This is a genomic window from Planctopirus sp. SH287, assembly GCF_056500625.1.
In genome coordinates, this window is sequence record NZ_CM151403.1 from 3,579,331 (window position 1) to 3,592,109 (window position 12,779).

The following is a 12,779-nucleotide window of genomic DNA, read 5'->3' on the forward strand; positions in this document are numbered from 1 at the left end:
TCGATATGAGAGGAATCATCCTGCGGAAACTGAGAAAACTGATTCTGGAGTGAATTTTCTACTTGGCATCTAACCAGTTGAGGCCAATCGCCACGTCGACTTCCAGAGGAACATCGAGTGGCAAAGCGTTGATCATCTCTTCACGGACAATCGCCCCCAACTCTTCAGCCAGAGGTGCTGGTGCCTCCAGAACGAGTTCATCATGGATCTGTAACAACATCTGTCCCGGATGCTGGTCTCGTTTTAATCGGTTGTGAACCCGGATCATGGCCATTTTGATTAAGTCGGCGGCTGATCCCTGAATGACGGTGTTGATGCCAGTACGTTCGGCCATGTTCCGATTGCGGTTGCGTTCTCTTGGCCCGCGCACGCCTTCAATGGGTCTTCGCCGGCCAAGGATGGTTTTTGCGTAACCCGTCGCCAGGCATTCATCAAGAACCTGATCCATAAAGCTGGTCACACCGGCGTACCGCGTAAAATACTCGTCAATGAAGGTGGTGGCTTCTTCCCGAGAAATGCCCAGAGCGGTGCTGAGGCCATAGGGACTTTGTCCATACATCACACCAAAGTTGACCGCTTTGGCAATCCGCCGCATCTCAGCCGTGACGTCTTCGGGGGCGACATGATGCACTTGGGCAGCCACAATCCGGTGAATGTCGTCTCCCTGAGAAAATGCGGCAACCAGGGCGGGATCCTGGCTGAAGTGGGCCAGCATGCGAAGCTCGATCTGGGAGTAATCCGCACAAATGAGTCGCCAGTCTTCTGCCTTGGAAATAAACGCTTTGCGAATGCGACTTCCTTCGGGCGTCCGAATGGGGATGTTCTGAAGATTGGGGTCGCTGGAACTGAGCCTGCCTGTGGCAGCCACCACCTGATTGAACGAGGTGTGAATCCGTTGTGAGTGAGGATTGACCAGCAAAGGAAGGGTGTCAAGGTACGTCCCCTTGAGCTTCGAGAGATGCCGGTGTTCTGTGATTTTGGCTGGCAGGGGATGGAGAGGAGCCAGCAATTCCAGCACTTCCTGGTCGGTGCTGGGGCCGGTTTTTGTTTTCTTCTGCACGGGCAGTTTGAGTTCTTCAAAGAGGATTTTCCGCAATTGCAGCGGTGAATCGATGTTGAACTCGCGGCCGGCTAACTCATGGATCTCGGTCATCAAGTGAGCCAGAGTTTGCGTGACATCGGCGCTCTGCCGGTTTAACTCGGCCACATCGACCGTGATGCCGGCGAACTCCATGTCGGCCAGCACGGGGATCAGTGGGCGTTCCAGTTCGTTATAGAGCGTCCAAAGTTCGGCTTCCTTGAGTTGTGACTCAATGATCGGCGCCATGCGGACAACCAACTCGGCATCTTCCGTCGCGTATTCTGCGACTCGTTCGACAGGAACGACGTCCATCGTCTTCTGATTTTTCCCGGTGCCAATGAGATCGGAGATGGGAATGGTGAGTGCCCGAAGATACTTCTGCGAAAGAACCTCCAGGTTATGTGATCTGGCCCCGGAATCGAGCAGATAATCGCCCACCATGGTGTCCATGCCGATATTGGCGGGATTGATTCCCACGCGTCTCATCGCCAGGAGATCAAACTTCACGTTCTGATTGATGAACTGGCACTGGGGATTTTCCAGAATAGGTTTAAGCGTCTGGATGACCTGTTGTGCGTTCAGCAGCTTTGATCCGGGCGGCCCCATGACTGGAAGATAGCAGGCTTCATTGCCCTGCTGGTCTTCTGCTGGCCAGGCGATGGCCCAGCCGACGATATCGGCACGGAGTGGATCGACGCCTGTGGTTTCCAGATCGATGCAAAGTGTTGACTGGGCCGCCAGAACCTTCGCCAATTCCTCTAATGCTTCGGGAGAATCCACTGTTTTCCAACGACGAACCAGTCGCTGAAACGACGATGCGGGCGGTTCGGTATCTGCTGCGAGTTGCTCAAACAAAGTCCCGGCGTCATTTGTATCAGAGTCGGCGCGGGATCGTGTTTCCCCCTTGGGATTGGCGGTGACGACAGACGCTTTGCCTGGCTGTAAAATCCGGGCTGCATCATCCACCAGCTTACGGAAGCCCAACCGGCGGAAGAGTGCCTGAAGCTTTTCAATATCGGGGGTGATACGACGAGAGGTTTCGCACACAAAGTTCAAGGGGAGCGCCGTATTCAGCCTGACCAGCTTCTGACTGAGACGGGCTTGATCCGCAAAGTTTTTGAGATTTTCTTTCAGCTTGGCTCCCGGAGCTTTATCAGCATTGGCGAGCACCCCTTCGAGAGTTTCAAACTGTTGTAAGAGCGCGGCGGCCTTCTTGGGGCCAACCAGTGGAACACCCGGTACGTTATCGACGGCGTCACCGACCAGTCCCTGGAAATCGACCACCTGATCTGGACGAATGCCCCAATCATCCATCAGGGAGACTTCATTGAACCAGGTCATCTTGCGGAGGTTGTAAAGCTGAATATTGGGTGCCAGAAGCTGGCGGGCATCCTTGTCGTTGGTGACAATGGCCACGTTGGTTCCCTGGCTGGCAAACTGTGTTGCCAAGGTGGCCAGAACGTCGTCAGCTTCCCAGCCTTCACATTGAACGATGGGAAGCCCGAAGCCTTCAAAGACCTCGCGCAGCAACGGGATTTGCGGCCTCAGGTCTTCGGGCATTTCTGCGCGGTTGGCTTTGTACTCGGGATACCATCCTTCTCGCTGGCCGGGGCCGGGGCTATCCATGGCGCAGATCAGCCAGGTGGGATTTTGTGATTCAATCAGCCAGAGCAGATCGCGGCAAAATCCAAACACCGCGTTGGTCGGCTGGCCGGCGGGGCTGGTCATGGGGGGGATGGCATGAAAGACCTGAAACATGACGCCGAAGACATCGATCAGCCAGGCGCGTTCCCCCAGCATGCTGGCTGGGAGAGGGGTGCTGGCTGCGACATCTTTCGTCACTGTGACATCTCCCGTCACTGTGACATCTCCCATCACTGCGACATCTGGAGTCACAGCAGTATTGGGAATCATTGCGTTTGGAAGAACCAACGATTCTTCTGAGGGTGGCATAAACGGGGGTGTTGTGGCGTCGATGGTGATTGCTGGCGTGACTTGCTGTTCTGGAGATGGGGGCGTTTCTGTTTCGGGGGGAACCGACTCGGCATCCTGATCGAGTTCCGAGAAAAGATGGCGAGGCGAGCGATCACGGGGCATGGAGAATCGATTCCATCGAGAGACGTTAAAAAGGATGAATTTGACATGCTCTCCCCTTCTCGCCGGCGATACAACCGACAATGTCCACAGTTGTTCGCAGAAACCCATATTCCCGGACAGGATCCGGGAAGACTTGAGGCTGGCGATGACCGATAGTCGTCTCGACACATCCCTTTGAGGATAGGGGGATTCCCTTCCTCCCGCAGGCCATGAGGTCGGCGGAATTGTTATAACCGTTTTTGCAGTAACGCCTTGACTCGACTCAGTGGCACATTAGACTAGACCTGTTGGGCAAATCCTGCCGACATTTCGCGAACTAGCCGGCTGCTTCAGGCAGTCTGATGGTGATTGAGGTGTTTGGCTCGCCTGCTGTTGCCGGAGGCTCAGTCGCGTGTCCGCCATGGAATGGCGTCGATTTTGAGGTGGAGAACAGCATGGCCGAAAAGCAGTCCCCAGCCGTCGTGGGTTCGCTCATATTCTTTGTGATGCTGAGCATCATTCTGGGCGTGACCACGTACATGTTCCATCGCGGGATGTCGGAGGAGCAGGTGAAAGCCCTGGCTGCCGACACCAAAGCCCGTGGTTCGGATACCGCTTACAAGAAGGTCGATAACGATCTGGTGGAGCTGAAAAAGCTGGTGGGTCTGGATCTGGCTGAAGTGACTGATCCGGCGAATCCCAACAACCCGCAGACTGTCACTGGCAAGATGCGAGAAGAAATTCGGAATCTGGGTGGGCCACAGGCTCAACCGACATTCCTCGCAACGCTCCAGAAGCTGCGGCAAGAACTCGACTCAACCGCTGCTGATCGTGACCAGACCACCGCCAATCTGAATAAGGTGCAAGGCGATTTGCTGGCACTGGAAAAATCCTACCGTGATCGTTCCGATCAGCATGACCAGAAGCGATTGCAAGCTGAAGTCGACCTTCGTAACAAAATTGCTGAAGTCGCTGAGACAGTGAATGCCAAGAACAATGAGATTAACCGCCTGCGGAATGACTACAACCAGATTCAGGTCGAAATGGATGCCTTGCGAGATCAGGGCGCTCGCGATCTTGCCAAGCGAGACACCCAGATTCGTAACTTGAATCTGATCAATCGCAATCTGGCGGACGAAGTCGACAAAGTCACTCAGGTCAGCTTTGAAATTCCTGATGGCAAGATTGCCCGGGTCGACAACAACACCCGTCTGGTCTGGATCAATCTGGGTGAGACGGATCTGCTGAAAGTCCGCACGACATTCAGTGTTTATGAAAAAGATAATTACGGTGTTGGCCGCGGTAAAGAAGACGTGAAGGGCAAGATTGAAGTGACCCGGATTGTCGGCCCTCACTTGTCGGAAGCCCGTATCATTGATGAAGACCTTTACCGCCCCATTGCCCCTGGTGATTTGATCTATACGCCACTCTGGAGTCCTGGACGTCCTGAAAGCTTCGCGTTTGTCGGTGGCATTGACATCGATAACGATAAACGCAGTGACCGGGATCTCCTGAGAGAAGTTCTGTCTGCGGTCGGTGCGAACATGGCTATTGAAGTGGATGATTTGGGTGAGCGAACCGGTGGCCCGATCACTGAGAAGATCAAGTTCCTTGTGATTGGCGATATCCCTGAAGTGGCCAATGCTTCAGCCGATGATGAACGTGCCCGTTTTGAGAAAATCGCGGAACACCTGAAGGATATGCGGGACGAAGCACGAACTTATGGGGTGCGAATCATCTCGTTGAGCGATTTCATTGCCTATGTCGGTTACAAGCCCAAGCGACGGCTCTTTACCCCTGGCGATGACCGTCCTTACACACTTAAAGCTGGTGCTGCCAGCGGATCTTCTGGCGGACCTCTGGGTGATCGAACTTCGACCGGTAATACCTCGGGCCTGTTCCAGGAAGGGACTCGCCGGCTTCCTCAAAGAACGTCAACCGGAACAACCAGCCGGGCGTTCGGTGGTGGCGGTAGCAGCAGCCAACCTTAAAGTGTCGAGGCCCCGAGAAAGGATGTCCTCTGGGTGGTGCTTTTCTGAGCCGTGCTTTTCTGAGCCGTGCTTTTCTGGGACGTGGGCATTCTGCTGAGACTCAAAGACATTAATCAATCCTCTCATGGCCGGTGAATGGCGATGAGAGGATTTTTTTTACTGACATTTCTCGTGGTCATACGAATCGCAACTTGAAATAGCGCGTTGATGATCTCAAAAGCATGCTTGCCCAAAACTGCTGTCTTTTACATACAACTTTTTTCAGATCAATTTGACACGTGTACGGAGTTCCGAGTTGGGAATTCAAGACTCTTCGTGCCAACCAAGGGATGATTGGTGCTATTCCACTACAGCCGGGGCGATGAATTCTCTGGGGTAGCCGCGGCCTAATGAGGTCAAGTCACGGCGGTAAACGACCTGTGGCGGATTGACGGTGGCATCGATGATCACTTCAGTTCGATTGATGGGGCCACCACCATCCGTATAACCCAAGACCTGGGCACGGTAGACGTTTCCTCCACACGTGATGTAGGGATCAAGCTGTCGGAGCATGGCCAGATCTGTCAGACCTTCTGAATAAAGCCAGGCGATGCTCTTTCGCTGTGCCATCATGCTGGTGTTTGGCTGACCTGAGGAGTCGACCGGTTGTGACGCGATAATTCCATCCAGCAGCTCGGCTGTCATCCCTGGAATCCCTGACAGCACTTCGGGGCGGGCTTCGTTGATGTTAATCCGGCCTTCAATGAAATCGTCTTCAATGGTGCTGAGGACTTCTGTCAGGAGGGGGAGTGTGGCCGCCAGTTGTTCGGGTTCGTCCTTCCAGGGGCTCTCCAGCGTGGTTTTCGCTCCATCGACTGTAGTTGCGACTTTGGCACCGATGAGATCAAAGATGGAATTGACCTTAAATGATCCTCCCTTGGTGATATCAATCCCGCCACGAGTCACAGTCCCTGTTTCACTGCTGGCTAATTCACTTAAACCTTTGACGAGGGATTGAGCCGCCTGAGAATCTCGCTGCTGCTGGCCACGTTGAGAACTGGAACCTGAAGGAGAGGCACCAATGTTGCGAATTGTGGCTGAGTTCGATGCTCCGGTTGCAGGTTCTGTGGTGGTTTCTGTAACTGGCCCGCTCACCCGGTAAGCAACGACGAACTTGGCAATATCCTCTCCATATTCGGCTTCGAGTTCGTCATAAAGATCTGTGAGAAAGTCGTTATTGAGATAGATTTTTGCAGTGCCATCGGGGCGTTTGTTCTTCTCGCGACTGAAGACGGTGAAGTAAGCGCTCCAGCCCTGATCGAGGCTGGAATCACTGTTATCCAGAGGAAGTGACATTTCCCCATCGGATTCATTTTTATCAAGCAGCCCATTGCGATTGGCATCTTCGCCATAGAGCAGTTGAGGCGTGACCCCCTTGACCATCAGCAGTTCATCGAGCGATTCCAGCGGGCCATTTTTTGCCGCATAAGGAGGGGACAGCGTTTCGTAGTAATCGGACTCGGCACCGTTGGGGAGCGTTTCATCATCGGTATCAATCCAGTCACGGATGGCTGCTGCGATTTCTTCCGTCATGTTGGGGATCCCCATAAGCAGGAAGGTTAATTCTTCGTCGGTCAGCTTTAAGGCTGGCAAGCGGTTGAGATTGAGTTTTCCTGACTCATCCAGCAGACCATACCTGACGCCGTAAAAAACCACGTCTTGCGGAAGCGGAGAAACGACGGAAAAGCGAACACGCCCTCGCGAGGCTTCCGCATCCTGGACAAGGACACCTTGAAAGACTGCTGGAGCATGCCACAGACTTTCAGCGGCTGTCTCTCCTTGCACTGCCACGATGGTCGCCAGAAATTCCACGCCCGATTCAACCGCAGCCATGACTCTGACATTGGTTTGATCAAAACGGGTGGCTTCCAGTTCCGAGGTCATCTGCCGGGAAAAATTGGCGACTCCATAGGTGAGAAATGTGGTCACGACGAGCACCAGCACCAGCACCATGCCGCGCCTTCTGGCGGGAGTGGTTGTGGCTGGATGGCAGAGCTTCTGGGATGGACGTTGTGACGATTTTGAAAAACGTGGCGGCTTCATAGTGTTTCCTCCGGCGGCTTCGGATCAGCGAGGGGAACCGCGATGACAAATGTCGCCTGTCCCGATAATGGCGCCACGCCTGTGTTGAAGATGCTTCCTAAACGGTTTTCAGCGGCGACGAATTGAAGTGTGACTTCAATCGCCCGTGGCAAAGCCTGCATGCTGGGGCTGTCCCAGCTTTCAACCCAGGCTGTGCCATCAAAATAACGAAAACTGATGGCTGCGATTTCGGGGGCGAGAATGGCGGGAGTTGCCAAAGGCTTTCCTGAGGTTTCTGCAAATGTGGCTTCCATGCGGTCGGCTTCATAACGGGCCAAACCACTGGTGGTGGCTTCCCCTGTCAACGAATCGACTGAACCACCGGCCATCCAGAAATAGCTGACTTGCTTCAGGTCGCTGGTCGAGACCGACACATAGTTGTCGTCGTATGCCCGATTGACAGGAATTTCCTGGCGGGGGAGGCTGATGTGCAATTTGAGATTCAGACTGTCGCCAACCACTCCCATGCTGCCTGCCGCCAGTTCATCTCCTGTTCCCACAATGGAAATCACGGTTGTGGTTTGATCGGTTGTGGAGGAACTACCGGTTTCTGTGTCGGAACCTGTTCCTGTTTGACCGGAATCGGTTGTTGATCCCGTGGTGGTTGTGGACTCAACGGTGCTCGTTGCAGACGCTGCTTCCTGAAGGCTGAAGGTGACATTCCGCAGATCGGCAGCGATTTGCCTCTGGATCGCACGCAGTAACCGAGATCGCTCCAATTCCACACGACTGGCGACGGTACTGCGGTAAAACGTGTTGAGGGAGGCTGTAATTCCGGCGACTAAAATCGCTGTCAACGCGGCTGCCAGAAGCACTTCCAGCAGATTGAAACCGGCCCGGCGGGAGTGATGTCGGGATGGGGAAATCATCGGCTGCCTCCGGAACTGGAAGAAGATCCCGATGTTGATGAACTTGAAGAGGATGAACTGGAGGAGGTCGCAGCGGCGGCAATGGCGGCTTCTTCTGCGGCGGCATCAATGAACCATTGAGGATCCCGAATCCAGCGTTTCAAGCGAAAACCCGCGCTGGCCAGCGGAGTGCTTCCTTCGCGAGAAACATCCATCTCCACGACGAGAAGTTCTGGGTATGGCCCTTCCCCGACCGTCATGTTCCAGGCCCAGTTGGTGTCATCGGTAAAGGTTCCGTTTTGCCCGCTGGAGATCGGGATAGCTCCGGCCATGACTTCCTGCATTTTGGATTCGCAGCGCCAGGTGGCTTCTGCCAGCAAGCGGGACTGTATCGCCGCCCGGCTGCCGTTCCAGATCAGTTGTGACAGCGCCACTGTGGCGCCCAGAAAGATGGTGCCAGCCAAGATCACTTCTAACAGCGAAAATCCTTTTCTGGAGAAGGCTTTCACTGATTGCTTGCCTTGCGAACGATTTGCAGAAGATCGCTGCAACGCCGACAGGGGATTAAAAAGGGGATGAGAGACTATCCGAAATCGCTCAAATTCTTCTTCGGTTGAGGGATCTCTATCAGTCCTTCTCCCTGAGGGAGAAGGTGGCCGCAGGCCGGATGAGGGGATTGGTATTGGCTCTGGAAACACGACTGGTTCATCGGCCCCCTCACCCCAACCCTCTCCCACGAAGGGAGAGGGAGTTTTCCCGGATAGACTCTGAGAGAGTCGTTGATCCTCCTGATCAATTTTGGCCAGTGGGCATGGATTTATGGTTCGTTGACACGTTTGCCTAAGCCACATGCCGATGGTGCTTTCCGTTTTTTTGAACATCATCAGGATTTCCGTGACAGGGCCATGAGAGGGCAATATCGGCGATTGTAATAGTGGCTTTCCACAGAGGGAAAAACACAGATTACGGCTCTCGCAACGCTCCCGGAGATGAATTTGTTGTGATGGCCCCCACGGTCATGGGAAGGGCTGTGGCACTTCCTGTTAAACCACGAACCTTAATGACAATGGTGCGTCCGGCTGTGTCGCTGATCTCGACCTCGGTATCGCTGGTGGTGCCATCTGCCCGGAACAGAATTGGACGCGACCAGTTCAGTTCTGAAAGTTCTTGTGCGTTTGTCAGGTTAGAAATCCAGGTCTGTTCGACTCTTTCCGAATGGGGTTGATCCTGGTGGATGTTGTTCTTATCAACAAACGCGACTCCTGTGGCCAGTTGCCCGCTCACCGAGAGTGAACGTGTGAAAACATTCGTCGTGGTTGGTGGAGGTGGAGCCGATTTCCCCAGGGCATCGCTTAAGGAATAACTGCTGCCCGCACCGACCTGCTGATTCTCCAGATCTGTCCGTGTATTGGCCAGGCAATGGCTGCCCAGAGGCTCAAAGCGGAATTCGGCGGAATCCCCGGACTCCATCGCCATCATCCGGGTTTCGGTCAGCAGACGGATCACTTCCCCCGCAGAAGACTGCATGCGGGCATCTCCGAGCCGACGCATAGCCGCTGGAGTGACGACTGCCGCTAAAATGGCCAGCACAGCCAGCACCAGCATCACTTCAATCAACGAAAACCCCATCACCCGACGCAGCTTGTTTGAAGAGTTCCTCTGGCCAAAGACGGTCTGGCCACAGACAGGCTGGTCCCCATCTTTCAGGAAAAGAGGCTGAGTGACTGTCCGACAGCGCCCAAACCCTGCTCCCTTTGTGGGAGAAGGTGGCCGAAAGCCGGAGGAGGGGGTTGCTATTGGCTTTGGAAACACTGGAGATTCATCGGCCCCCTCACCCCAATCCTCTTCCACGAGGGGAGAGGGAGTTTTTTCGGACAGGCTCAGAGAGCGTCCCCTGCGACGGATATCGTGATGCGTCGACTTCAAAAGCGGGTTCCTATGAAAAAAATAAGTCCACGAAGACCTCTGGTCTTTACAGAAACACCTCAGCCTGCCGAGAGTTCTGTACGACCTTGAGATATTCAAACCGACGCACTGAGTGAAATCCAGTGCCTGTCACACCTTCCTCTTCGCGTTGATGGGCACGTTTTGCGGCTTGTTGGCTGCTTTCACATCGGTATCATCTCCACCAAAATTCCCATGGGATGCCAAACGAGTGAACCGTTGCAGTTAAAGCATATTGATTTCTACTACGTCAGGTGGCCTTCTTTTTCATGGCTTCATTTTTTTGACAAATCGCTGAAAATCGACTTCTCGCGGAATGGTTGATGGAATCACCTTCCCTTCCATCGCGTTCAAAAGCCATTGTGACAGCAGGGGCGCCCACAAGCTGCCACGTGACCCTAAACCATTGAGAATCCCCCAGGCTGGCGGCTCCTGCATGGCATTAACCGTAAATGTCCCTCTCCATTCAGGGTTCAATATCTTCGCTGGTGGTGCCCAGCCGACGACTGGCATTTGACCAGCCACTGCTGGACGAACGGCAGCGCGGTGGGTCAGAACTTCTGGGGGCATGACCGGCCAGTCACTCAACTTCTCCAGAATTTCTTCCCGGCCGGCCCCTGTGGGAAGTGAGTCAAGGTGCTTGGGGTCATAGGTCGCTCCGATGAGCCAATGATCGGCCTTTTCTGGAGTGGCCCAGAGGCGATGATGCCAGGTGTGAGTTCTCGGCAATGAGCATCCGGCAATTTTCAGAATCTCGCCTTTGGCCGCCAGGAAGGGGAGTCTGATCAACTCGGGGGAATAGCCTGTGCAGAGGACTAACTTCCGGAAAGCCAGCGATTTTTTCGACCAGATCCAGTGATCCTTCTCCTTGATCAAGTCATCTGGTGAGACGCGGCCGGGCGTGATCGCCTGCTGGTTTTCCAGCCATAATCGGGTGACATTGAGGAACTCGGGCAGCAGAACACGGGCCGCCAAAGGCATTTCATAGGGACACATCCCTGTCATTATGGGTGGGGTATCTGTTGAAGGCGTTGTGCCGCCGGGAATCCCCTGGTGAACCCATGGGTGCATGACATGATTCAAATCAGGCTGCCGCGCTGTGCGGGCTTCCCAGAATATGACCTCTTCTTGAGTCAACCAGCGTATGGCGGGAAGCGGCTTCCAGAATTGAGCACCCGTGACGGATTCCACGTGACGGTAGAACGTTTCTGCTTCAGAAAAAAACTCGTGATATCTCCAGGCCAGAGCCAGCCTTGCTCCGGTAATGGGAGTGATTAAGCCGGCTCCGATGGATGACGCGGTGACAATCGCAGGGTCAGCCGCCGCGTGATCAGCGACATGCACACGCAGACCTTGCCATTGAGCCTGCCAGGCCAGCACCGAACCGGCGACTCCCTGCCCGATAATCAGCAGATCGACCACATCATCAACCACGCAGCCCTCGTTAATCAGAAATTGGCCAGCGAAGTACCAGCGTGAGGAGCGGGAGAAGAGCCTGGGATCGGATGCTTAACGGTTCTGATCGGCGAACCCTGCTCATCGGCTTGATTCGCTGCGGCTGCTGTCGCTCTGGCCACTCTCCCCACGACCACTGTCCCCGCGTCTTCCCTCGCCGCGGCCACCTTCACTGCGACCTGGGCCATCACGGTTTCCGTCGTTTCGGGGGCCTCGTTCACCCGGTGCTCCCGGGCCGCCAGATCCACCGGGGCCATTACCGCCACCAAACATGGGAGGAAACTGGCTGAAGTCCCGGCGCATCTCAAAGAGAGCTTTCAGTTCGGGAGACTTTTCCTGCACATAGATGAAAATCAATCGCTTGCGTGCATCATCGGGCGGAAGCCGCATCAGTTCATCCCGCCGGGTGCTGTCGAGTTCACCAAAATACGTCTTTAATACGGCTTCATCCGGGAGCTTGTTTTCAATTTCTGAGCTAACCATCACTCCCAGGCCACGGTAGAACATTCCCAGGAAGGCGAGTCGCTTTTCGCCCCCTTTTTTGGCGTTCAATTGTTGCTTCAGGTCAGTGTCACTGAGCGTGGCCACGAATCGTTCCAACTGGGCATCCAAGGGCCATCGTAACCGTCCGCCTGCCTGACGGAATGACAAGTCCAGCACGCGGCGAGACTGAGCCAGACCAGAGAGTGCCTGAGCTTCCCGCTGAAGTTCAACCGGAAGATCATTCAGAGCCATCTTCAGAATGGCCTGCACGTCATTGACGCTTAATGCTGAGCCACGCATCATTCGATTGCGTCGCTCACTCCAGGAACCGACATACATCGCTTGTGCTTCTGTGCGAGCGTCTTGTTCTTCTTTGAACTTCCGCACGAGTTGCATGCGTTTGAGAGGATCGGCTTCCCGCCGTAAATCATCGCGTTGGCCGGGAGTCAGGGTTTTCAGCCACATGCTGTAAGTCTGCATGACGGCATGCAGTTCCCCCCCGGTTTTTGTGTCGGCCTCCAGTTCTGCATGCAACGTCCGGTAGTGGCTTTTTCGTTCGTCTGGCAGGGCCTCGAAGTTATCAAAGTTCCGCTGAATGCGATCTCGTTCAATCGCCGTCATTGAGGAAATTTCCCGAAACCCTTTTTCCACTTTTTCGTGGGTCGACTCAGCGGCCTGAGCCGTGAATGAAGAGACCACGAACATGCTCAGCAGAGTGAGGACATAACCTGCGATGCCCCGTCCTCTGCTCAAGGATCGTCTGGAGATTTCTTGATCACT

Annotated in this window: 8 protein-coding genes; 1 reads left to right on the plus strand and 7 read right to left on the minus strand. The window is 54.5% G+C overall.

Annotated features, from left to right (window positions below; translation table 11 throughout):
• Window positions 1-58 precede the first annotated feature (58 nt).
• A complete protein-coding gene (gene polA, locus SH287x_RS13290; RefSeq protein ID WP_479514797.1) occupies window positions 59-3,178 on the minus strand; it encodes a DNA polymerase I in 3,120 nt (1,039 codons plus the stop codon).
• Window positions 3,179-3,519: 341 nt separating this feature from the next.
• On the opposite strand from polA, the gene SH287x_RS13295 reads away from it, so the two are divergent.
• Window positions 3,520-5,148, plus strand: coding sequence for a hypothetical protein (locus SH287x_RS13295; protein ID WP_479514798.1), 1,629 nt, complete (start codon window positions 3,520-3,522; stop codon window positions 5,146-5,148).
• A 339-nt stretch (window positions 5,149-5,487) separates the two neighbouring features.
• Here SH287x_RS13295 and SH287x_RS13300 read toward each other — a convergent pair whose 3' ends face one another.
• From SH287x_RS13300 to SH287x_RS13325, 6 genes are all read right to left on the minus strand, one after another.
• Window positions 5,488-7,230, minus strand: coding sequence for a type II secretion system minor pseudopilin (locus SH287x_RS13300; RefSeq protein ID WP_479514799.1), 1,743 nt, complete (start codon window positions 7,228-7,230; stop codon window positions 5,488-5,490).
• Window positions 7,227-8,138, minus strand: a complete 912-nt coding sequence (locus tag SH287x_RS13305; RefSeq protein WP_479514800.1) for a type II secretion system protein GspJ — start codon at window positions 8,136-8,138, stop codon at window positions 7,227-7,229. Before SH287x_RS13305 ends, SH287x_RS13300 begins: the two co-directional genes overlap by 4 nt.
• A complete protein-coding gene (locus SH287x_RS13310) occupies window positions 8,135-9,001 on the minus strand; it encodes a type IV pilus modification PilV family protein (protein ID WP_479514801.1) in 867 nt (288 codons plus the stop codon). The genes SH287x_RS13305 and SH287x_RS13310 overlap by 4 nt, the downstream gene beginning before the upstream one ends.
• A gap of 79 nt (window positions 9,002-9,080) precedes the next feature.
• The gene (locus tag SH287x_RS13315) at window positions 9,081-10,043 is read right to left on the minus strand and encodes a pilus assembly FimT family protein (RefSeq protein WP_479514802.1); all 963 of its coding nucleotides are present in this window, start codon (window positions 10,041-10,043) and stop codon (window positions 9,081-9,083) included.
• Between the two features lie 285 nt (window positions 10,044-10,328).
• Window positions 10,329-11,495, minus strand: coding sequence for an NAD(P)/FAD-dependent oxidoreductase (locus SH287x_RS13320; protein WP_479514803.1), 1,167 nt, complete (start codon window positions 11,493-11,495; stop codon window positions 10,329-10,331).
• Window positions 11,496-11,597: 102 nt separating this feature from the next.
• Window positions 11,598-12,752 carry a hypothetical protein gene (locus SH287x_RS13325; RefSeq protein ID WP_479514804.1) on the minus strand — a complete coding sequence of 385 codons (1,155 nt, stop codon included), beginning with the start codon at window positions 12,750-12,752 and terminating at the stop codon, window positions 11,598-11,600.
• Window positions 12,753-12,779 lie beyond the last annotated feature (27 nt).